This window comes from Frigoribacterium sp. CFBP 13707 (assembly GCF_014842245.1).
Classification (GTDB): Bacteria; Actinomycetota; Actinomycetes; order Actinomycetales; family Microbacteriaceae; genus Frigoribacterium; species Frigoribacterium endophyticum.
The window spans coordinates 471,370-492,568 of record NZ_JACYVL010000002.1 but is presented as its reverse complement, the minus strand read 5'-3'; the positions used below and the strand labels follow the sequence as shown (position 1 = coordinate 492,568).

The following is a 21,199-nucleotide window of genomic DNA, read 5'->3' as shown; positions in this document are numbered from 1 at the left end:
GCGGTGGAGAGCCGGCGACTCGGGGTTTTCGGGTCCGTCGAGCCGGGCTGGGCGGGCCGATCGAGTTTCGGGTTCGATCGGCGCCGCTGTCGGGTGAGCACCAACATACGCGCCTGGCGACGACGCGCAAGCACCCCCACCCGGTCGTGTCGAGGGGTGATCCGTCGCCGTCGGGGCGTCGCGGCCGACACCTCCGCGGCCGTCCCCCGATACCGGTCGGTACCCGATGGCGGACACCGCGTGTCCCCCGAACTGTCCCCCCACCAGCCGACTCCCAGGTGCGACGCCGCAGCCCCCGGGGCCTCCTCAGCGGTCCACGAATAGGATCGCGAGACACCAGACGGGCGCCCCGAGCGTCCGCCCGAGCCCCCCGGAGAGACCACCGTGACCGCTGATCGCCCCGAGCCTGCGGCCCTCTGCGTGTGCGGGCACGCCCTGGAGGCCCACGAGCACTACCGCGCCGGGACGGACTGTTCGCTCTGCCCGGCCGGCGCCTGCCGCCGCTGGCGACCCGCCCGGCGCTGACGGAGGGTCGCCCCCGTCCCCCGTTCTGATCCGAGGGCTTCTCATCTCATCACGCCCGTGAGTCCTCATCTAGGGGGACACGGTCGGCCCTGACGCCCCTCGGACGGGGGTCGCAGCGGCGCCGAAGGGGGCCGCTGGTCCCGCGGACGGGGGCCACCGTGCCCCCCGTTCTGGGGGATGCTCGAGACTGACGGCGGCGGGTCGGCTCACCCGCTCCTCGCCCGGCTCACCCCCCGCACGAGGGTCCCGGGCGCCCGGCGGACCGATCGAGGGGCCGTCAGCGCGACCGTCCGAGCGACCGCTCGCGGTCGGCGAGGCGGTCGGCCAGGACGAGCCGTCAGGGGCGACGGACGGCCAGGGCGCCTCGGGCGACGCGGTGCGGCGCGGCCTGCGCCACCGGCTTGACGGTGACGAGGTCGAGGTTGACGTGGCTCGGCAGCTCCATGGCGTGCACGATCGACTCGGCGACGTCGTCGGCCGTGAGCGGCCCGGGCACGTCGGCGTAGACGGCGTCGGCCCGCGCCTGGTCGCCGCCGAAGCGCACGAGCGAGAACTCCTCCGTCTGCACCATGCCCGGCGCGATCTCCACGACGCGGATGGGCTCCCCCGCCAGCTCGAGCCGCAGCACGGCCACGAGAGCGTGCTCGGCGAACTTCGACGCGTTGTAGCCGCCGCCGCCCTCGTATGCGACGTGGCCCGCGATCGAGGTGACGGTCACGACGTCGGCGACCCCCGCCTCCTCGGCTCCGTCGCGCAGCGCGGGCAGCAACGCTGCCGTGACGCGCTTGGTGCCGAGCACGTTGACGTCGAACATGCGCTGCCAGTCGTCGACCGAGCCCGCCTCGACGCTGTCGAGGCCGAACGCCCCGCCGGCGTTGTTCACGAGGGCGTGGAGCGGCCCGGTCGACTCGACGTGGGCGCGGAGCGCCGCGACGTCGTCGTCGCTCGTGACGTCGGCGCGGAACCAGGTCGCGCCCGTCTCGTCGGCGAGCGCGCGGAGGCGGTCCTCCCGACGGGCGACCGCCAGCACGTCCCAGCCCCGGCCGCGCAGCAGGCGCACCGTGGCCTCCCCGATGCCCGAGCTCGCCCCGGTCACCACCACTCGTCCCGCCATGTGCGTCTCCTTCTCTGCCGTGCCCGCCGCCCACGGTCGCGGGACGGCGCCCTCCGACGCTACCGCCGCCCGTCCGAGCGCGCGGCGGCACCCGTTACGCCCCGTGTCCGGGCGGTCCCGGCGGGCGGGGCCCGTGTCGTACCGTGGCCCCACCGCGACCCGAGCAGCACCGACCGACGCAGGAGACCACCGTGACCGACCAGAGCGACTGGAAGTTCGAGACCCAGCAGATCCACGCCGGGGCGCGACCCGACCCGACCACGAACGCCCGGGCGACGCCCATCTACAAGACGACCTCGTACGTCTTCCGCGACTCGCAGCACGCCCAGGACCTCTTCGCCCTCGCCGAGAGCGGCAACATCTACTCGCGCATCATGAACCCGACCCACGACGTGGTGGAGCAGCGCATCGCGACCCTCGAGGGCGGCAGCGGCGCCCTCCTCGTGGCGTCGGGCCAGGCGGCGTCGACGTTCGCCGTGCTCAACATCGCCCAGGCGGGCGACCACATCGTGTCGTCGTCGTCGATCTACGGCGGCACCTACAACCTCTTCAAGTACACGCTCGCGAAGCTCGGCATCGAGACCACCTTCGTCGAGGACCAGGACGACGCCGACGAGTGGCGCCGGGCCGTCCGCCCGAACACGAAGCTCTTCTTCGCCGAGACGATCGGCAACCCGAAGATCAACATCCTCGACATCGAGCTCGTCGCCGAGGTGGCCCACGCCGAGGGCGTGCCGCTGATCGTCGACAACACGATCGCCACCCCCTACCTGATCCGCCCCTTCGAGCACGGCGCCGACGTCGTCGTGCACTCGGCCACGAAGTTCCTCGGCGGGCACGGCACCGTCATCGGCGGCTTCATCGTCGACGGCGGCACCTTCCGCTGGAGCGAGCACGCCGAGCGCTTCCCCGGCCTCACCGAGCCCGACCCCTCGTACCACGGCGCCGTCTACACGCAGGCGGTGGGCGACGAGCTGGCCTACGTGGTGAAGGCGCGCGTGCAGCTGCTCCGCGACCTCGGGTCGTCGAACGCCGCCGACAGCGCCTTCGCCCTCATCCAGGGCATCGAGACGCTCAGCCTCCGCATCGAGCGCCACGTGCAGAACGCCCAGGAGATCGCCGAGTGGCTCGACTCCCGCGACGACGTCGCGGCCGTCTGGTACGCGGGCCTGCCGACGAGCCCCTGGTACGCGGCGGCGAACAAGTACGCGCCCCGGGGCGTCGGCGCCGTCCTCTCCTTCGAGCTCAAGGGCGGGGTCGACGCGGGCCGTGCGCTGGTCGACTCTCTGCAGCTGTTCAGCCACCTCGCCAACATCGGCGACGTGCGGAGCCTCGTCATCCACCCGGCGTCGACCACGCACTCGCAGCTGACCCCCGAGCAGCAGCTGACCACCGGCGTCACGCCGGGCCTCGTCCGGCTCTCCGTCGGCATCGAGTCCGTCGACGACCTCAAGGCCGACCTCGAGGCCGGCTTCGCGGCCGCGCGGCGGACGACGCAGGAGGCCCTGCGGTCGTCCTGACCCGCTGAGCCCCGCAGGGAGGCGCGGTGCCCGAGCCAGGGCACCGCGCCTCCCGCGCGTCCCCGCACCGCAGCCCCTCCCGGGCCCCCGACGTCACGAACGGGCGGCGCCCGCCGACCACCCCCATGATGGAGACGACATGGACTGGCAGAGCACATCAGAGGACACCGTCCCGTCGAGCATCGTCTCCGAGCGTCACCGCCTGGCGATGCTCGGCAAGCCGCCGGCCACCGGCGCGTGGCGCGACGGCGACGACCCCGGGCACCGCTCCTTCGTCACGCTCGGCGACCTCCCGCTCGAGAGCGGGGGCTCGCTCGCCCGGACGCGCATCGCGTACGAGACCTGGGGCGAGCTCGACGCCGACCGCGGCAACGCCGTGCTGCTGCTGCACGCGCTCACCGGCGACAGCCACGTGGTCGGGCCGGCCTCGACCGGCCACCCGACGGCCGGGTGGTGGAACGGCGTCGTGGGCCCCGGCCTCGCGATCGACACCGACCGCTGGTTCGTCGTCGCCCCGAACATGCTCGGCGGCTGCCAGGGCAGCACGGGCCCGTCGTCGTTCGCGCCCGACGCCGTCGAGTGGGGGTCGCGGTTCCCCCACCTGACGATCCGCGACCAGGTGGAGGCGCAGGTCGCGTTCTCCGACGCGCTGGGCGTCGAGCAGTGGGCCGCGGTCGTCGGCGGCTCGATGGGCGGCATGCACGCCCTGGAGTGGGGCGTCGGCCACCCCGACCGCCTCGAGCGCCTCGCCGTGCTCGCGGCGCCGCCGCTCGCCAGCGCCGACCAGATCGCTCTCAACACGGTGCAGGGCGAGGCCGTCAGGATGGACCCGGGCTGGCGCGACGGCGACTACCACGACGCCCCCGACGGCGAGGGCCCGTACCGCGGCCTCGCGCTCGCGCGGCGCATGGCCCTGCTCAACTACCGTTCGCCCGACGAGCTCAACGCCCGCTTCGGCCGTGCCTGGCAGAGCGAGGTGAGCCCGCTCGGCGGGCCGGGCCGGTTCCAGGTCGAGAGCTACCTCGACTTCCACGGCAACAAGTTCACGCGGCGCTTCGACGCCGGCAGCTACGTGACGCTGCTGGGCGCGATGAACTCGCACGACGTGGGCCGGGGGCGGGGCGGCGTCGAGGCGGCCCTGGCCCGGGTCTCGGCGCGGGCGCTCGTGCTCGGGATCGACAGCGACCGCCTCTTCCCGGTGGCGGACCAGCGGACCATCGCGCGCCTCCTGCCCCACGGCCTCGACGGCGGCGACGCGGCCGTGATCTCGAGCGAGTTCGGCCACGACGGCTTCCTCATCGAGAACGCGGCGGTCGGGGGGCACCTGCGGCGCCTGCTCGAGACCTGAATCGGGCTCGTCCCTCGGCGCGTCGCGCGCGCTACCACCCCCACGGGTGGTCCGGGTGTGAAAACATGGTGAGGTCGCTGTCACCCGGCAGGCCTCCACGACACCAGCAGTCCGACTCGGGATCAACATGGACATCTTCGCCCAGGAGCGCGACCGGCTGCTGAGCAGCACGGCGCGCACCCTCGGCATCGCCTGCGCGGCCGTCAGCCTCCTCGCGCTCGCGTACCCCGGGGTGGCCGAGCCCCTGCACCTCGCGGCGGTCGTGCCCCTCGTGCTCGTGCTCATCGTGGCCCTCGCGATCGTCGGTCGCTCGGGCGGCCACGCGCGGGCGTGGGTCGTGGTGGGGCTCGCCGCGGGCATCGCGGCGACCGTCGTCGCCCTCCTCCCCGCCACCGGCGAGCCGAGCCCGGGCATCGCCACCGCCGTCGTGCCGCTCGCGGGGGGCGCGACCGCCTCGTTCACGATCGTGCTGTCGTCGAGCCGGCTGCGGGTCGTCACGGCGTCGGTCGCGTTCGTCGTCGCCGTCACCCTCGTCGCGCTGGCCACGGGCTCGCTCTTCACCTTCCCCGTCGCGGCCGTCGTGCTCGGCTGGGCGCTGGTCTTCGTCGCCGGCATCTGGCTCGGGCGCAGCGTGCCCCTCGCCGCGCGGCGCATCTACAGCATCGGCAACGCCCACCGGGCGGAGCGTCAGGCGAGCGAGACGGAGGCCCAGCGCCGGCAGGGCGCGCGCCTCCTGCACGACACCGTGCTCGCCACCCTGACGCTCCTGGCGCACTCGGGCGTCGGGGTCACGGCCCAGGCCCTCCAGGCGCAGGCCGCGGAGGACGCTCGGCTGCTCCGCCACCTCCGGCTCGGCGGCACGCCCCAGCCGCAGGCCTCCGGCGAGTACTCGCTCGAGACCGTCGAGGAGGCGCCCCTCGGCCAGACCCTCGAGTCGGTGAAGCAGCGCTTCGGCCGCATGGGCCTCGAGGTCAGCTGGCACGGCACCGGCCAGGTGCTGCTGCCGACCCACGTGCTCGACGCCTTCCTTCTCGCCCTCGCCGAGTGCCTGGAGAACGTCCGACGGCACGCGGGCGTCACCGAGGCGCACGTCACGATCATCCACGACGACGACATGGTGCGGGCCATGGTCACCGACGCCGGCGTCGGCTTCGACCTGGAGGGCATCTCGGAGGAGCGGCTCGGCTTCAAGGAGTCGGTGGTCGGCCGCCTGCACGAGGTCGGCGGCAGCGCCCGGCTCTTCTCCTCGCCCGGCTCGGGCACCACCGTCGTCCTGGAGGCACCGCGATGAGCATCGACGAGAACACCCTCGGCGTCGTGCGGGGCCGTCGTGCGGCGCGCGGCCTGCCGATCAGCTCGACCGGCGCGCGTTCCCTCCGTCAGGCGCGCGCGGCAGGGGCCACGCTCGGCACGGGCTACCTCGGCCTCGGCGCCGCGGTCATCGCGGGCCTCCAGGCCGTCTACGGCCTGGTCTTCTTCCTCAGCCACCTCGCCGACTACCCCTCCGTGGCCCCGGCCCTCGTGGCGTGGCTCCTCTACATCGCGACGTTCGTCGGCACGGCGGCCCTGGTCACGATCCGGGGCGAGCGCCTGACGGGCTCCGTCTTCGCCGTCATCGGCGGCGTGCTCGTCGTCGTCGTGGCGCTCGACTTCATCGCCATCGCCCCACTCCACGACGTCGGCGCGTTCGCCACCGCCTCCGTGGCCGTCGGGTTCGGGCTGCTGCCGATCGTGACGCTCCGGCCGGCCCGCGAGATCGTCGTCGCCAGCGGCGTCCTGCTCGTGGCCTTCGTCGTCATGGTGCTGGTGACCACGCCGCTGACGTCCGACACCGTGCCCCAGCAGCTCTCCGTGATCGCCCTGGCCGTCCTGCCCTCGGCCGTGGCGACCTCGATCGTGCAGCGGTTCCGGCGGATGGTGCAGGTCGAGCTCGACCGCGTGCTCGTGCAGAGCAACGTCACGCAGCCCCGCTTCGCCGTCGGCATGCTGGCGAGCGACGAGCTCGCGCGGCTCGACCTCGCCGCCGAGAAGCTGCTCGACGGGGTCGCCGGCGGCGACGTGCCCCTCCCCCTCGCGCCGAAGGTCGCGTCGCAGGCCGCCTCGCTCGCGACCGAGCTCCGCCTGCACCTCATCGAGGGGCGGCGCGAGACCTGGCTCCACCACGCGGTCACCGAGTCCGAGTACCTGGGCCGGTCCGTCACGCTCGTCGACCCGTCGTCGCTCGCGGGCCTGCTCGCTCCCCCGCAGCGCGACGGCCTCCTCCAGGCGGTCTGGCTCCTGCTCGGCGACTCGAAGAGCCGCACCCCCGGCACGACCATCACCCTGACCCTCGGCCCGGTCACGGCGTCGACCAAGTCCATCGCGTCGCTCGCCGGGCGCAGCGTCGACGTGCCGGTCGTGCTGACGACGACCGGCATCCGGCGCAACCGCGTGACCCCCGCGACCTGGAACGCCCTCGAGCGGGTCGGCGAGTACACCGCCTCGACCCACGAGCAGAGCGTCATGATCAAGCTGCACTGCATCGTCGACAACCCCGCCGAGTCGTGACAGCCCGTTCCGTCCCTCCGTCTAGTCTGAACACCACGTCCTGAGAAAGAAGGCACCCGTGACGAACCCCGACGACCGCATCCGTCTGGCCCTGGTCGACGACCACAAGATGCTGCTCGGAGCCCTGAGCGAGTGGATCCGAGGTGCCGCCAGCGACATCTCGATGGTGGCGGCCGTGGCCTCCTGGCCCGAGCTCCTGACGCACCCCGAGTTCCCCGTCGACGTCGTGCTCCTCGACCTCGACCTGAAGGACAACATCCCGATCTCGCTGAAGATCAACACGCTCAAGACCACGGGCGTCAAGACCGTGCTGATGAGCACGTACTCCGAGCCCAACGTCGTGCGCGAGGCCCTCGCGGCCGGCGCGCTCGGCTACCTCGTCAAGAGCGAGGACGCCGACATGATCGTCGAGGCCATCCGCGCCGCGGCGAAGGGCGAGTCGTACATCTCGGCCGAGCTCGACCTCGCCCTCAACGCGGCCGAGATCGGCGGCGTGCCCAAGCTCAGCGCCCAGGAGCGCCGCGTGATGGCGCTCTACGGCGGCGGCGAGCCCGTCAAGGCCGTCGCGTACCAGCTCGGCATCAGCGAAGAGACGGCGAAGAGCTACCTCAAGCGCATCCGTGAGAAGTACCGCGTCGCGGGCTACGACGTCGGCACGAAGGTCGCGCTGAGGAAGCGCGCCCTCCAGGACGGCATCCTCATCGACACCCCGGCGCAGACGAGCTTCTAGCCCTCAGCACCGCGAACGGCCCGGCTCCCCTCGAGGGGCGCCGGGCCGTTCGACGTCGTGAGGGCCCGCGCCGCTAGCGCTGCCCGATGAACACGGAGCCCGTGTCGGTGTCCTCCTTGTGGTCCGCCTCACGGGCGGCGGCGCAGAGCGCCGCCTGGCGCGCGTCGCCCGTCTTCTGGAGGCGGAAGCTGACGACCGTCAGGACGACCCCGGCCAGGGCCAGCGCGACTCCCACCCAGCCCGGCGCGGCGAACCCGAACCCGGCCGCGATGACGGCCCCGCCGAGGTAGGCCCCGGCGCTGTTGCCGAGGTTCATCGACGAGTGGTTCAGGGCGGCGCCGATCACCTGGCTCTCGCCGGCGACCTCCATCAGGCGCGACTGCACCGACGGGCCGATCATCGAGCTGACAAGGCCGAGCAGGAAGGTCGTGGCGAAGATGCCGACGAGGCTGTCGACGAGCAGCGCGTAGGCGACGAGCGCGGCGATGAGGCCCACGAAGCCGACGGTGAGGGCCGCCTTGAGGTTCTTGTCGGCGGCCCAGCCGCCGATCACGTTGCCGATCGTCATGCCGACGCCGACGCCGACGAGCACCCACGGCACGACGCCCTCGTCGACCCCGACCCCCTCGGTGACCGCGTTGGCGATGTAGCTGTAGACGGCGAAGAAGCCGCCGAAGCCGATCGCGCCCACGCCCATCACGAGCCAGACCTGCGGCTTGCGGAACGCGCTGAGCTCACGGCGCATCGACGCGGACGAGTCGCCCTCCATGCGCGGCACGGCGAAGGCCACCGCGACGAAGGTCAGCGCGAAGATCGCGGCGACGGCGAGGTAGGCCGTGCGCCAGCCCTGCGCCTGGCCGAGGGCCGTGATCGTCGGCACGCCCACGACGTTGGCGATCGTCAGGCCGCTGAGCACGAGGGCCACGCCCTTGCCCCGGTTGCCCGGCCCCATGATCGTGGCGGCCACGATGGAGGCGATGCCGAAGTAGGCGCCGTGGGGCAGCCCGGCGAAGAAGCGCGCGGCGAGCACCCAGCCGAACGACGGCAGCACGGCCGACAGCACGGTGCCGACGACGAACAGCGCGAGCAGCCCCATCAAGAGCTTCTTCTTGGGCAGGTGCGACGACATCGCGGCGATGGTCGGGGCACCGACGACGACGCCGAGGGCGTAGGCGCTGACGAGCCAGCCGGCGCGGGCGATGCCCGCGTCGGACGACTGCGCGTACAGGTCGGGCAGGAGGTCCTGCGCGATGTTCGGCAGCAGGCCCATGGCGACGAACTCGGTCGAGCCGATCCCGAAGCCGCCGAGCGCGAGGGCGATCAAGGCGAACGTCTTGCGACGGGTGGAGAGGGTGGTCACGGGCGGCTGCCTTCGCTGGGTCGGAGGTGTCGGGCTGAGGGGGCCCAGGGCTCTCCGTCGAGCGAACTGGGGGCGTCGGCGCGGGGCGACGTCGCGCCTCCGGCCTGACCGTGTCGGTTCGAATCGATTCGACCTGACCCTCGATGGTACGCCCTGGGGAGGCGCGGGCGCAGCCCCCGGGGCGGCCCGATCAGCGGCCGCCGGTGCCCCGGCCGGGGCCCGTGTCGGACTTCGCCGCGCGGTACCAGGCGGGCAGGAGGACGGCGGGCAGCCAGAAGGCGGCCACGATCCCGACGACGCAGATGCACAGGCCCACCTGCTGGAGGACGTCGGCGACGGGCTCCGCGCGCGCCCAGAGGAGGCTGCCGGCGCCCACCATCGCCACGCCCGTGCCGGCCCACGCGACGCCGAACGGCCAGTGCAGCACCGTGGAGTCCGACCAGCGGCGCCAGGCGCCCGTGTAGGCGAGCAGCCCCGGGACGACCAGGAACGCCCCGACGACGACCAGGGTCAGGGCTCAGCCCTGCTCGCCGAGGGCGGCCTCGAGGCGCTCGACCTTGCCGGTCAGCTCGCCGGTGCGGCCGGGGCGGATGTCGGCCTTGAGCACGAGCGAGACGCGGGTGCCGAAGCGGCCCACCGCCTCCGTGGCGTCCTTGACGACGGCCATGACCTCGTCCCACTCGCCCTCGATCTCGGTGAACATCGAGGAGGTGCGGTTCGGCAGGCCCGACGCCCGGACGACCGCCACGGCCGCGGCGACGGCGTCGTGGACGGAGTCGCCGTGCGCCTCCGGGTCGAGGTGGCCGGCGGGGGCACCGCCGCTGGGCGAGACGGAGAAGGCGACGATCATGCGCCCATCCTGCCCCGCCCTGCCGTCGCCGTCCTGCCGAGTCGCCACAGCTGGGCCGCGGCGAGCGCGAGCAGCCCCACCTCGGCGACCCCGCGCAGGGTCGCCACGAGCACGATCCAGGGCTCGGCGGCGAGGAGGGAGTCGTAGCACCACGGGTAGATCACCTGGGTCAGGCCCGCGACGACGAGGCTGAGCGCTGCCGGCACGACGAACGAGGGCCCGCCCCGGCGCTGCAGCACGAGCCCGACCACGACGGGCACGGCCAGCCACGAGACGAACTGCGGCGAGCCCACCTTGTTGGTGACGATCAGGGCCGTGACCAGCCCGAGCGAGAGGGGCGCGAGGAGGCGCTCGGCCGACGCCCCGGAGCGCACGGCCCGCAGCCCCAGCAGCACCACGGCGAGCACGACCAGCGCCATGACGACGGTCGTCGCCTGGGCGGCGAGCGCGACGCCCGGCCCGGAGACCTGGAAGGTCAGGATGTCGCGGTCGTAGTAGACGGTCGTGTCGGCGGCCCCGGAGGCCGCCCGCCACAGCCACGGCACCGCGGTGAGCGACTCGACCTGGAGGCCCCTGCCCGCCTGCTGCCCGACGAAGCCGAGCACGGTCGCGCCGCTGCCGAGCACGAGCGAGATCGCGACGACGACGACGCTCGTCGTCACCGCCGCGGTGAGCACGTCACGGCGGCGGCGCACGGCGATCAGCGCGGCGACGACGAGGGCCGCCGGCCAGACCTTGACCCAGGCGGCGACGGTGAGCAGGGCGGCGGCCAGCGTGGGGCGCGCGGTGAGCAGGAGCAGGCCGACCAGGGCGAGGGCGACCGTGACGGCGTCGATGCGCCCCACGGCGATGGGTCCCAGCACGACGAGGAACGCCAGCCACCACCACGCGGCGGCGAGCTCGCGGCGGCCGCCGCGGGTCAGGACGGCGAGCGCGGCGGCGTCGAGCAGCAGGACGATCGTGAGCCACGCCGTGCCGTAGTGCTCGGGGCCGCCCACGCGGGCCAGCAGCATGGGCACGGCCGCCAGGATCGGGTACACCCACGGCCGGTCGATGCCGACCCAGTCCCCCGCGCCGACGCCGCGCTGCATCCAGGTCGAGTAGACGCTGAGCACGTCGCCCATCGGCTGGTTCGGTCCGGTCAGCGCCGCGTGCCCGAGCCAGAGGTGCACGAGCACGACGGCGACGCCGAGCAGCACGGGCGAGGCGGCGACCCGGCGCGCGGCCCCCGCGGCGCCCCGGCCCGAGGCCACGGGGGCAGCGGACGCCGTCGACCCGGTCGGGAGGGGCACGCTCCCCGTGTCGGCGCGTCCGGACGAGGGAGGCGCGGCGCGGGTCATGCGCACAGGCTAGCCGCCCGTCACGGGGCGTCTCCGAGGCGTCGTCCGTCGGTCGCCGCCGGTACTCTCGTCCCATGCGCCTCACCCGACTCCGTCGAGCCTCCGCCGTCGCGACCGCCCTCGTGGCCGTCGGCCTCCTCACCGCCTGCTCGGGCGCCTCCGGCGGGTCGGGCGACGCCTCCGGCGGGGGCGTCGGCCTCGTGACGGAGGGCAAGCTCACGGTCGCCACCGGCGAGCCCGCGTACAGCCCCTGGGTCGAGGGCGACGACCCGACGACGGGCGAGGGCTACGAGTCGGCTGTGGCCTACGCCGTCGCCGAGCAGCTCGGCTACGACGACTCCGACGTGGTCTGGGTGCGCACCACCTTCGACGAGGCCATCGCGCCCGGCCCGAAGACGTACGACCTGAACCTGCAGCAGTTCTCGATCACCGACCAGCGGAAGAAGGCCGTCGACTTCTCGTCGCCGTACTACGAGACCCGCCAGGCCGTCGTCACGCTGCCCGGCACGGCCGCCGCCGACGCGACGAGCGTCGCCGACCTGAAGGGCCTCGCGATCGGCGCCCAGAGCGCGACCACGAGCTTCACGGCCGCCGAGACCGCCATCGACCCCGACGGCGGCGTGCAGGCCTACAACTCCAACGACGACGCCAAGGCGGCGCTCGAGTCGGGCCAGGTCGACGCCATCGTGCTCGACGTGCCCACCGCCACGTACTTCGTCGAGGGCGGCGTCGTCCTCGGCCAGCTGCCCGCCGCCGAGGGCGCGAGCGACGAGCTGGGCATCGTCCTGCCGCTCGGCAGCGACCTGACCTCCGACGTCACCGCCGCCGTCGACGCGCTGCGGGCCGACGGCACCCTCGACGAGCTGCAGCAGCAGTGGCTCGCCGACTACGACGTGCCGGAGCTCTCGTAGCGCCGGCACCGGTCGCCGCCGGCACGGGCCCCGCGGCCGGCGGCCCGGCCCCCGCCCCGGTCAGCGACCTCGAGCTCGGGCGGCGCGCGTACCGCCGCCGGCAGTCGACGCGCTCGGTCGTGGTCGCCGCGATCAGCACCGTGGTCTTCGCGGCCCTCGCCTGGTGGGCGGTGACGAGCACGCCCGGCTGGGAGCGCGTGCGCTTCAGCTTCTTCGACGGCGAGTCGCTCGTCGCCGCCTGGCCCCGGGTGCTCGAGGGCCTCTGGCTCAACGTCCGCGTGCTCGTCGTGGCCGCCCTCGGCGTCGCGGTGCTGAGCACCGTGCTGTCGGCCCTCCGCACCCTGCGCGGCCCGGTCTTCTTCCCCGTCCGGGCGCTCGTGCGCGGCTACACCGACCTGTTCCGCGGGCTGCCGCTCATCATCGTGCTCTACCTGGTCGGCTTCGGCGTGCCCGGCCTCGGTCTCGGCATCCCCCGCCTCCCCGCCGAGTTCTGGGGCACCATCGCGTTGGTCCTCACCTACTCGGCCTACGTCTCCGAGGTCGTGCGGGCCGGCATCGACGCCGTCCACCCGTCGCAGCGGCTCGCCGCCCGGTCGCTCGGCCTCAGCCACGCGAAGACCCTGCGCCTCGTCGTCTTCCCCCAGGCGCTCCGCAAGGTCACCCCGGCCCTGATGAACGACCTCGTCTCGATGCAGAAAGACGTCGGGCTCATCTCCGTGCTCGGCGCCGTCGACGCCGTCCGCGCCGCGCAGATCGAGACGGCGACCGCCGCCAACTTCACGCCCTACGTCCTGGCCGGCCTGCTGTTCGTCGCGCTGGCGCTGCCGACCCTCTGGCTCACCGACTGGCTGTCGGCGCGCCTCCGCCGCCGCGAGCAGGCCGGGAGCGTCGTGTGAGCGCCCCCGTCACGCCCGCCGGAGGCGCGGTGCCGGCCGCCGGGGCCGCCCCCGTCCTGCGCCTCGAGGGGGTCCGCAAGGCGTTCGGCGACACGACCGTGCTCGACGGCATCGACCTCGACGTGGCCCGCGACGAGGTCGTGGCCCTGATCGGCGCCAGCGGCTCGGGCAAGTCGACGCTGCTGCGCACGGTCAACCTGCTCGAGACGATCGACGACGGCCGCATCACCCTCGACGGCACCGACATCAGCGACCCGCGCGTGCGCGTCGACGCCGTCCGGGCCCGCATCGGCGTCGTGTTCCAGCACTTCAACCTCTTCCCCCACATGACCGTGCTCGAGAACGTCTCGCTCGCGAGCCGGCACGTGCTGCGCCAGCCCCGCCGCGAGGCGGAGCAGCGCGCCCTCGAGCTGCTCGAGCGCGTCGGCCTCGGCGACAAGGCGCGCTCGTACCCCGACCGGCTCTCCGGCGGGCAGCAGCAGCGCGTCGCGATCGCGCGGGCCCTCGCCCCGAGACCCGCCATGCTGCTGCTCGACGAGATCACGAGCGCCCTCGACCCCGAGCTGGTGGGCGAGGTGCTCGACCTCGTCCGCACGCTCAAGGAGGTCGGCACGACCATCCTCATGGCGACGCACGAGATGGCGTTCGCGCGCGACGTCGCCGACCGCGTCGTCTTCCTCGACGCGGGCCGCATCGCCGAGCAGGGGCCGCCTGCCCAGCTCTTCACGGCGCCGCGCACCGAGCGCGCCCGCGACTTCCTCGCCCGCTTCACGGCCTGACCTCCCAGGTGCCGCCGAGGGCGGCCCGACATCATCGTCGGAGCCCCCGTGAGCCGACCCGTGCCGAGCCGACCCCAGGAAACACCATGAAGAAGTCCACGAAGACCGCCCTCGCCGTCACCGCCGTCGTCGTGGTGGGCCTCGGCGTCACCGCGGCCGTGGCCGGCCCCGCGTTCTACCGCGACGTGATCGTCGGCGAGCCGGACGCCGCGCCCACCGTCAGCGTGACCCCCGGCGCCACGACCGTCGACGTGAGCCAGGCCTCCGGCGACTGGTCGATCGGCGACGGCAGCAGCGCGGGCTACCGCGTCGACGAGGTGCTGAACGGCACCGACGTCACCGTGGTCGGCTCGACCGACGAGGTCACGGGCACCGTGACGGTCGACGGCACGACGATCACGGCGGCGACCGTCACGGTCGACGTCGCGAGCATCGCCACCGACAGCGCTAACCGCGACGGGTACTTCCGCGACGACGCGATGGAGGCCGGCACCTACCCGACGGCCACCTTCACCCTCACGCAGCCGATCGACGCCGCCGTGCCCGCCGACGGCGAGGTCGCCAGCGTCGAGGCCACCGGCGACCTCACCATGCACGGCGTGACGCAGAGCGTCACCGTCGACCTCCAGGCGGCCCTCTCGGGCGACGGGGTCCAGGTGAGCGGGTCGATCCCGGTGACCTTCTCCGACTACGGCGTCGACGCCCCGAACTTCGGCTTCGTCCAGGTGGAGGACGCCGGCTCGGTGGAGTTCCTGGTCGCGGCCACCCCCGCCGGCTAGCGCCCCCGCCGACGCGGGCGCGGCCGCCAGCTAGCGCCCCGCGACCAGCTCGGCGATGGTCGCCGGCAAGGCGTGCACCAGCCCCAGCACGGTGAGCGGCCCGCCCGCGCTCGCCCGCGACGCCGCGAGGCCGTGCACGACCGCCGCCGTCGCCGCCAGCCGGGCCAGCGCCTCCGCGTCGTCGGCGACCTCGTCGGCGTGGGTGGCGACGAGGGCCCCCAGCACGCCGCCGAGCGCGTCACCGGCCCCCGCCGTCGCGAGCCACGACGGAGCACTGGCGGCGACCAGGCGCGTGCCGCCGGGCGAGGCGACGTAGGTGCGGTGCCCCTTGACGAGCACCGTGCAGCCCCAGGTCTCCGCCGCCCGCGCGGCGGCTCCGGCGGGGTCGGCCGCGACCTCGTCGACCTCCTGCCCCGACGCCGTCGCCAGCTCGCGGAAGTGCGGGGTGAGGACGACGGGCCCCGTGGCCCGCTCCCGCAGCGACAGCGCGCCCGCGTCGAGCACGAGCGGCAGCCCCGAGGAGGCGGCAGTGCGGAAGCCCTCCTCCGTCTCGTCGTCGAGGTGGTCGCCGTCCACCCCCGACCCGAGCAGCCACGCCTGCACGCGGCCGATGCCCGTCACGGCCTCGGGCCGCCGGTGCAGCACGAAGTCGGCGGCGCGGCGGGGCCCGACGTAGCGGAGCATCCCCACCCCGGTGTGCAGGGCGGCCTCGACGCCGAGCACGGCGGCCCCCGGGTACGACGACGACCCGGTCACGACGCCGAGCACGCCGCGGCTGTACTTGTCGTCGCCGGGGCGGGGCACCGCGATCTCGCCCGCGGCGTCGGAGGGGGTCCAGTCGGTGAAGTCGGTGGAGTCGGTGGAGTCGGTCACCCCTCGACGCTAGACCGGGTCTCCCCCGCCACGCCCGGGCGGGCGGCCCGGGGAACACGGCGGGCGGGCGCCGCGTTGGCGACCGCGGGACGATCGAGGTCGTCCCCCTCCGACCTGAAAGGCGATGACATCCCCGTGACGTCCGACACCAGCGTGACCACCGACTCCCCCCGCACGGCCCCGGCCGACGGCGCCCCCGGCCTGTTCGACCCCATCACCCTGCGCGGCACGACCTTCCGCAACCGGCTCTGGGTGGCGCCGATGTGCCAGTACAGCGTCGACCGTGAGGACGGCGTGCCCACCGACTGGCACCTCGTGCACCTCGGCGCGCTCGCCCGGGGAGGCGCGGGTGCCGTCATCAGCGAGGCCACCGCGGTCGTGCCCGAGGGCCGCATCTCGCCCCAGGACACCGGCCTCTGGAACGACGAGCAGGTCGAGGCCTGGAAGCCCGTGACGGCGTTCGTCAAGGGCCAGGGCTCGGTGCCCGGCGTCCAGCTCGCGCACGCGGGCCGCAAGGCGTCGACCTTCCGCCCCTGGAGCGACGTGCAGGGCACCGTGCCCGCGAGCGAGGGCGGCTGGCCGACGGTCGCGCCCTCGGCCGTCGCCTTCGAGGGCTACGACGAGCCGCGCGAGCTGACGCACGACGAGGTCGTCGGCCTCGTCGAGGCGTTCCGCACCGCCGCCCGCCGCTCGGTCGAGGCCGGCTTCGAGCTGATCGAGCTGCACGCGGCGCACGGCTACCTGCTGCACCAGTTCCTCTCGCCGCTGAGCAACCAGCGCACCGACGAGTTCGGCGGCTCGCTCGAGAACCGCGCGCGCCTCCTGCTCGACGTGGTCCGCGCCGTGCGGGCCGAGGTCGGCGACGGCTACCCGCTGCTCGTGCGCTTCAGCGCCACCGACTGGGCCGAGGGCGGCTGGGACGAGGACGACACCGCGACCGTCGCCGCGTGGTCGCGCGAGGCCGGCGCCGACTTCTTCGACATCTCGACCGGCGGCCTCGTCGCCGGCGTGAGCATCCCCGTGGGCCTCGGCTACCAGGTGCGGTTCGCCGAGCACGTCCGTCGGCAGGCCGACGTCGAGACCGGCGCGGTGGGCCTCATCGTCTCCGCCCGCCAGGCCGACGAGGTCATCTCCTCGGGCCAGGCCGACGTCGTGCTGATGGCCCGCGAGTTCCTCCGCGACCCGCACTTCCCCCTCCGGGCCGCCGCCGAGCTGGGCGTCGAGCTCGACTACGTGCCGGCGCAGTACCAGCGCGCGCCGTTCCGGGTGAGCTGACCCCGGCAGCCGCTCCGCGCCTCCGGCACCGGACGACGACGGCCGCCTCGATCTCGCGATCGGGGCGGCCGTCGTCGTGCACCGTGCGGGAGGCGGCGAGCACGACCGCCGGAGCGCCCGCTACGAGCGCCGGGTCGCGTCCTGGACCTCGCCGATGAGCTCCTCGAGGATGTCCTCGAGGAACAGCACGCCCTGCGTCGCCCCGTGCTCGTCGAACGAGCGGGCGACGTGCACGCCGCTGCGGCGCATTGTCGCGAGGGCGTCCTCCAGCTCGGTGCCGCGGTAGATCGAGATCAGCTGGCGGATCCGCTTCGGCGGCACCGGGTCGTGGAACTCGTCGACGTCGAGGTCGATGACGTCCTTGAGGTGCAGGTAGCCCGTCGGGTCGCCGCCGTCGTCGACGAGCACGTAGCGCGAGAAGCCGTTCTGGGCGACGGCGCGCTCGACGTCGGACGGCGTCGCGTCCTCCGGCAGCGTGACGAGGCCCGACATCCGCACCGCGACGTCGTCGACGGTCTTCTCGGTGAACTCGAACGCGGCCTGCACGGTGCCGCTCGCGTCGGTGAGCGTGCCCTCGCGCTGCGACTGCGCGACGATCGTCGCGACCTCGTCGACCGTGAACGCGCTGGCCGCCTCGTCCTTCGGCTCGACCCGGAAGGCCCGCAGCACGGCGTTCGCCGACCAGTTGAGGGCGACGACCACGACGTGGAAGACACGGGCGATCGCGACGAGCGGCGGGGCCAGCAGCAGCGCGGCCCGGTCGGGCAGCGAGAACGAGATGTTCTTCGGCACCATCTCGCCGAGCACCACGTGCAGGAACGACACGAGCACCAGCGTGATGACGAAGCCGACCACGCTCACGAGCTCCTCGCTGAGGCCGGTGAGGCCGAGCGGGCCCTCGAGCAGGTGGTGGATCGAGGGCTCCGACACGTTGAGGATGAGCAGCGAGCAGATCGTGATGCCGAGCTGCGTCGTCGCGAGCATCATCGTCGCGTGCTCCATCGCCCAGAGCGTCGTCTTGGCGGCGCGGCTGCCCGCCTCCGCCTTCGGCTCGATCTGGGAGCGACGGGCGCTGATGACGGCGAACTCCGCCGCCACGAAGAAGGCGTTGCCCATCAGCAGCAGCACGAGCCAGACGATGCCGAGCCAGTCGCTCATCGCGCGTCCTCCTTCGTCGTCGTCGTGGTCGTGCCGGCGCCGCGCCCCGCGGCCCGGGCGGCGGCCGCCGCCGTGGCGGCCCTGGTCGCCCGGTCGGTGCGGGTGGCGGGCCCGCCCGGCCCGCGGGCGTCGTCGTGCGCACCCTGACGCGCGTCGGCGATCTGCGACGAGCCGGCCCCGGTGCCGGAGGCGCGGTCAGCGTCACCGGCCTCGCTCGCCTCGTCGTCCGGGGTGGGGGTGAAGCGGATGCGGTCGATCCGGCGACCGTCGAGGCGCTCGACCCGGAACGTGCCCGAGTCGCTCTCCACGACGTCGCCGACGACGGGCAGGCGGCCCAGCTCGCTCATCAGCCAGCCGCCGACGGTCTCGTAGGGGCCCTCCTCCGGCACCTTGACCGACGCCCGCTCGAGCAGCTCGTCGGGGCGGAGCAGGCCCGGGAAGGTCAGCCAGTTGCGCGAGCGCACCACGTCGACGCGGCTGCGGTCGTGCTCGTCGGAGACCTCGCCGACGAGCTCCTCGATGAGGTCCTCGAGGGTGACGACCCCGGCGGTGCCGCCGTACTCGTCGACGACGACGGCCATCTGGTAGCCGCGGCCGCGCACCTCGGCGAGGAGGTTGTCGAGGGTCATCGTCTCCGGCACGCGGACGGCGTCGGTCTGCAGCGCCGACACGGGCACGTCGGCCCGCTTCTCGCGCGGCACGGAGACGGCCTGCTTGACGTGCACGAGGCCGACCACGTCGTCGATGCCGTCGTCGGTGACCGGGAAGCGCGACAGGCCCGTGCGGCGCGCGAGCTCGAGCACCGTCTCGGCGGAGTCCGTCCGCGTCACCGTCGACAGGCGGGGGCGGGGCGTCATCACGTCGGAGGCGGTGTGGTCGCTGAAGGCCAGGGTGCGCGCCAGCAGGGTCGCGGTGTCGGTGTCGAGGCTGCCCTCGAACGCCGAGCGGCGGACGAGCGACGAGAGCTCCTCGGCGGTGCGGGCGCCCGAGAGCTCCTCCTTCGGCTCGATGCCGATCGACCGGAGGATGGCGTTGGCCGTCTCGTTGAGCAGCCGCACCGCGGGCTTGAACACCGTGGTGAAGCCGACCTGGAAGGGGATGACCAGCTTCGCCGTGCGCAGCGGCAGGGCGAGGGCGAAGTTCTTGGGCACGAGCTCGCCGATGATCATCGACAGGAGGGTCGCGACGACGATCGAGACGATCGGCGCGCCGACGTCGACGACCGGCTCGGGCACGCCCACCGCGGTGAGCGGCGGCTCGAGCAGCCGCGAGATCGCGGGCTCCATCGTGTAGCCGGTCAGCAGCGTCGTCAGCGTGATGCCGAGCTGGGCGCTGGAGAGGTGGGTCGAGGTGATGCGGAGGGCGCCGATGGTCGGGCCCAGGCCCTTCTCGCCCTTCTGCTCACGGGCCTCGAGGTCGGACCGGTCGAGGTTGACGAGGCTGAACTCGCTGGCCACGAACAGGCCGGTGCCGACGGTGAGCAGCAGGCCGATGCCGAGGAGGATCCACTCGTTCACGAGGAGCGGTCACCCCGCTCGGCGGGGAGATGGTGGGAGGGTGCGGTCGTCTGGGACGGAGGGTCATCCATAGGCGTGCGATCCTACCGCGCGCGGGCGCTCGCGCCCCCACCTGTCGAGCGGACACGGGCCGCGTCCGCTACCAGCTGACCGGCAGCGCCTTGCCCTCCTCGTACCCCGCCGCAGACTGGACGCCGACGAGGGCCCGCTCGGCGAACTCGGGCAGGGTCGTCGCGCCGGCGTAGGTGAACGAGCTGCGGACGCCGGAGGTGATCATGTCGAGCAGGTCCTCGACGCTGGGGCGGAGCGGGTCGAGGTAGATGCGCGACGACGAGATGCCCTCGGCGAAGAGCGTCTTGCGGGCGAGCTCGTAGGGGTCGAGCCGCTCGAAGCGGCCCTGCACGGCCTTCGTCGAGGCCATGCCCCAGCTCTCCTTGTAGAGCCGGCCCTCCTCGTCGGCCGCCAGCTCGCCGGGGGCCTCGATCGTGCCCGCGAACCACGAGCCGATCATGACGGAGGCGGCGCCCGCGGCGAGCGCGAGGGCAACGTCGCGGGGGTACCGCACCCCGCCGTCGGCCCAGACGTGGGCGCCCAGCGCGCGGGCCGCCGCGGCCGTCTCGAGCACGGCCGAGAACTGGGGGCGGCCGACCGCGGTCATCATGCGGGTGGTGCACATCGCGCCCGGGCCGACGCCGACCTTCACGATGGAGGCCCCGGCGGCGACGAGGTGGCGCACCGCCTCCTCGGTGACGACGTTGCCGGCGGCGATCGGCAGGCCGAGCCCGAGGCCCGCGACCGCCTTGATGGCCCGGACCATGCCGTCCTGGTCGCCGTGCGCGGTGTCGATCACGAGCACGTCGACGCCGGCGGCGGCGAGCGCCCGCGCCTTCTCGGCGACGTCGCCGGTGATGCCGACGGCGGCGGCCACGCGGAGGCGCCCCCCGGCGTCGAGGGCCGGCCGGAACAGCGTGCTGCGGAGCGCGCTCTTGCGGCTGACCGTGCCGATGACACGGCCGTGGCGGAGCACCGGCGCGAAGTCGATCTCGGCCGCGACCATGCGGTCGAAGGCGGCGCGCGGGCCGTCGACGTCGTCGGCGTCGAGGGAGGTGAGGGCGCCGTGCAGCAGGTCGCCGAGCACGGCGTCGCGGGGCGCGGTGCCGAGGCGGGAGGCGGCGATGCAGCCGAGGTACGCGCCGGTGCCGTCGTGCAGCACGATGCCGTGGCCCTCGACGGCGGGGACGGTGCGGAGGGCCGTCTCGACGGTCTCGCCCGCGTCGAGCGAGTAGGGGGTGTCGTAGTCGACCGGCTGGGCCTTCACCCACCGGATGGCCGCGTCGAGCTGCTGCAGCGGCATGTCCTGCGGCAGGACGCCGAGGCCGCCGCGCCGGGCGAGGGTCGCCGCGAGTCGGGGCCCGGTCACCGAGTTCATGTTCGCCGAGACGATCGGCAGGGTGGCGCCGGTGCCGTCGCCCGGGGCGAGGCTCACGTCGAGGCGGCTCGTGACCGACGACCTGCTGGGCACGAGGAACACGTCGGAGTACGTCAGGTCGTGGGTCGGCGTCGTCTCGTAGAACCTCATGGCTCCACGGTAGCTCTCCTCGACCGCGCTGACTCCGTGGGATACGAGCCCGCCGGTGGGGCGCCTCCTGCGGGTCGCCCTGCCCGCGCTCGGTCGGA

Annotated in this window: 19 protein-coding genes; 10 read left to right on the top strand and 9 right to left on the bottom strand. The window is 74.0% G+C overall.

The features are described 5' to 3' along the window. Window positions 1-862: 862 nt before the first annotated feature. Entirely contained in the window at window positions 863-1,639 is a 777-nt protein-coding gene (locus IFT45_RS05995; protein WP_192127186.1) for an SDR family NAD(P)-dependent oxidoreductase, read from the bottom strand. A gap of 191 nt (window positions 1,640-1,830) precedes the next feature. Here IFT45_RS05995 and IFT45_RS05990 point away from each other — a divergent pair, with 191 nt between their 5' ends. From IFT45_RS05990 to IFT45_RS05970, 5 genes are all read left to right on the top strand, one after another. Further along, on the top strand, window positions 1,831-3,159 hold the full coding sequence (locus IFT45_RS05990) for a bifunctional o-acetylhomoserine/o-acetylserine sulfhydrylase (RefSeq protein ID WP_185232185.1): 1,329 nt from the start codon (window positions 1,831-1,833) through the stop codon (window positions 3,157-3,159). 139 nt (window positions 3,160-3,298) lie between these two features. Continuing rightward, window positions 3,299-4,507 (top strand): homoserine O-acetyltransferase, encoded by a 1,209-nt coding sequence (locus IFT45_RS05985; RefSeq protein WP_192127183.1) that lies wholly within the window; start codon window positions 3,299-3,301, stop codon window positions 4,505-4,507. A 127-nt stretch (window positions 4,508-4,634) separates the two neighbouring features. Beyond that, complete coding sequence (locus tag IFT45_RS05980) at window positions 4,635-5,798, top strand: sensor histidine kinase (RefSeq protein WP_056053795.1); 1,164 nt, start codon at window positions 4,635-4,637, stop codon at window positions 5,796-5,798. After that, window positions 5,795-7,054: a hypothetical protein gene (locus IFT45_RS05975; RefSeq protein ID WP_056053792.1), complete on the top strand. Its 1,260-nt coding sequence runs from the start codon at window positions 5,795-5,797 to the stop codon at window positions 7,052-7,054. Before IFT45_RS05980 ends, IFT45_RS05975 begins: the two co-directional genes overlap by 4 nt. 58 nt (window positions 7,055-7,112) lie before the next feature. After that, window positions 7,113-7,784 (top strand): response regulator transcription factor, encoded by a 672-nt coding sequence (locus IFT45_RS05970; protein ID WP_056053789.1) that lies wholly within the window; start codon window positions 7,113-7,115, stop codon window positions 7,782-7,784. A gap of 73 nt (window positions 7,785-7,857) precedes the next feature. Here the strand turns inward: IFT45_RS05970 and IFT45_RS05965 are convergent, their stop codons facing one another. The 4 genes from IFT45_RS05965 to IFT45_RS05950 all read right to left on the bottom strand — a co-directional run bounded on the left by IFT45_RS05965 (window position 7,858) and on the right by IFT45_RS05950 (window position 11,334). Further along, entirely contained in the window at window positions 7,858-9,144 is a 1,287-nt protein-coding gene (locus tag IFT45_RS05965; protein ID WP_056053785.1) for an MFS transporter, read from the bottom strand. 190 nt (window positions 9,145-9,334) lie between these two features. Then, entirely contained in the window at window positions 9,335-9,571 is a 237-nt protein-coding gene (locus IFT45_RS05960) for a hypothetical protein (protein ID WP_192045541.1), read from the bottom strand. A gap of 90 nt (window positions 9,572-9,661) precedes the next feature. After that, window positions 9,662-9,994, bottom strand: coding sequence for a thiamine-binding protein (locus IFT45_RS05955; RefSeq protein WP_056053778.1), 333 nt, complete (start codon window positions 9,992-9,994; stop codon window positions 9,662-9,664). Next, a complete protein-coding gene (locus tag IFT45_RS05950; RefSeq protein ID WP_244637702.1) occupies window positions 9,991-11,334 on the bottom strand; it encodes a glycosyltransferase 87 family protein in 1,344 nt (447 codons plus the stop codon). The genes IFT45_RS05955 and IFT45_RS05950 overlap by 4 nt, the downstream gene beginning before the upstream one ends. A 74-nt stretch (window positions 11,335-11,408) precedes the next feature. Here IFT45_RS05950 and IFT45_RS05945 point away from each other — a divergent pair, with 74 nt between their 5' ends. The 4 genes from IFT45_RS05945 to IFT45_RS05930 all read left to right on the top strand — a co-directional run bounded on the left by IFT45_RS05945 (window position 11,409) and on the right by IFT45_RS05930 (window position 14,699). After that, window positions 11,409-12,245: an ABC transporter substrate-binding protein gene (locus tag IFT45_RS05945; protein WP_056053774.1), complete on the top strand. Its 837-nt coding sequence runs from the start codon at window positions 11,409-11,411 to the stop codon at window positions 12,243-12,245. After that, a complete protein-coding gene (locus IFT45_RS05940; RefSeq protein ID WP_056053771.1) occupies window positions 12,209-13,141 on the top strand; it encodes an amino acid ABC transporter permease in 933 nt (310 codons plus the stop codon). The genes IFT45_RS05945 and IFT45_RS05940 overlap by 37 nt, the downstream gene beginning before the upstream one ends. Beyond that, a complete protein-coding gene (locus tag IFT45_RS05935; RefSeq protein WP_371810888.1) occupies window positions 13,138-13,920 on the top strand; it encodes an amino acid ABC transporter ATP-binding protein in 783 nt (260 codons plus the stop codon). The genes IFT45_RS05940 and IFT45_RS05935 overlap by 4 nt, the downstream gene beginning before the upstream one ends. 86 nt (window positions 13,921-14,006) lie before the next feature. After that, window positions 14,007-14,699, top strand: coding sequence for a YceI family protein (locus IFT45_RS05930; protein ID WP_192127182.1), 693 nt, complete (start codon window positions 14,007-14,009; stop codon window positions 14,697-14,699). 30 nt (window positions 14,700-14,729) lie between these two features. Here IFT45_RS05930 and IFT45_RS05925 read toward each other — a convergent pair whose 3' ends face one another. Next, window positions 14,730-15,572, bottom strand: coding sequence for an NAD(P)H-hydrate dehydratase (locus tag IFT45_RS05925; RefSeq protein ID WP_192127180.1), 843 nt, complete (start codon window positions 15,570-15,572; stop codon window positions 14,730-14,732). A gap of 201 nt (window positions 15,573-15,773) precedes the next feature. Here IFT45_RS05925 and IFT45_RS05920 point away from each other — a divergent pair, with 201 nt between their 5' ends. Further along, the gene (locus tag IFT45_RS05920; RefSeq protein WP_192127406.1) at window positions 15,774-16,847 is read left to right on the top strand and encodes an NADH:flavin oxidoreductase/NADH oxidase; all 1,074 of its coding nucleotides are present in this window, start codon (window positions 15,774-15,776) and stop codon (window positions 16,845-16,847) included. A gap of 120 nt (window positions 16,848-16,967) precedes the next feature. On the opposite strand, the gene IFT45_RS05915 is transcribed toward IFT45_RS05920, so the two are convergent. The 3 genes from IFT45_RS05915 to IFT45_RS05905 form a co-directional block, all read right to left on the bottom strand. Next, a complete protein-coding gene (locus IFT45_RS05915; RefSeq protein WP_185232147.1) occupies window positions 16,968-18,005 on the bottom strand; it encodes a hemolysin family protein in 1,038 nt (345 codons plus the stop codon). Beyond that, window positions 18,002-19,522, bottom strand: a complete 1,521-nt coding sequence (locus tag IFT45_RS05910; protein ID WP_082514308.1) for a hemolysin family protein — start codon at window positions 19,520-19,522, stop codon at window positions 18,002-18,004. Before IFT45_RS05910 ends, IFT45_RS05915 begins: the two co-directional genes overlap by 4 nt. A gap of 139 nt (window positions 19,523-19,661) precedes the next feature. Beyond that, entirely contained in the window at window positions 19,662-21,101 is a 1,440-nt protein-coding gene (locus IFT45_RS05905) for a GuaB1 family IMP dehydrogenase-related protein (RefSeq protein WP_192127178.1), read from the bottom strand. Window positions 21,102-21,199 lie beyond the last annotated feature (98 nt).

What these genes read in the sequence shown, in the direction of transcription:
- IFT45_RS05995 (WP_192127186.1), bottom strand. Translation starts at nt 1,639, where the DNA reads ATGGCGGGACGAGTGGTGGTGACCGGGGCGAGCTCGGGCATCGGGGAG.
- IFT45_RS05985 (WP_192127183.1), top strand. Translation starts at nt 3,299, where the DNA reads ATGGACTGGCAGAGCACATCAGAGGACACCGTCCCGTCGAGCATCGTC.
- IFT45_RS05980 (WP_056053795.1), top strand. Translation starts at nt 4,635, where the DNA reads ATGGACATCTTCGCCCAGGAGCGCGACCGGCTGCTGAGCAGCACGGCG.
- IFT45_RS05975 (WP_056053792.1), top strand. Translation starts at nt 5,795, where the DNA reads ATGAGCATCGACGAGAACACCCTCGGCGTCGTGCGGGGCCGTCGTGCG.
- IFT45_RS05955 (WP_056053778.1), bottom strand. Translation starts at nt 9,994, where the DNA reads ATGATCGTCGCCTTCTCCGTCTCGCCCAGCGGCGGTGCCCCCGCCGGC.
- IFT45_RS05950 (WP_244637702.1), bottom strand. Translation starts at nt 11,334, where the DNA reads ATGACCCGCGCCGCGCCTCCCTCGTCCGGACGCGCCGACACGGGGAGC.
- IFT45_RS05945 (WP_056053774.1), top strand. Translation starts at nt 11,409, where the DNA reads ATGCGCCTCACCCGACTCCGTCGAGCCTCCGCCGTCGCGACCGCCCTC.
- IFT45_RS05930 (WP_192127182.1), top strand. Translation starts at nt 14,007, where the DNA reads ATGAAGAAGTCCACGAAGACCGCCCTCGCCGTCACCGCCGTCGTCGTG.
- IFT45_RS05915 (WP_185232147.1), bottom strand. Translation starts at nt 18,005, where the DNA reads ATGAGCGACTGGCTCGGCATCGTCTGGCTCGTGCTGCTGCTGATGGGC.
- IFT45_RS05905 (WP_192127178.1), bottom strand. Translation starts at nt 21,101, where the DNA reads ATGAGGTTCTACGAGACGACGCCGACCCACGACCTGACGTACTCCGAC.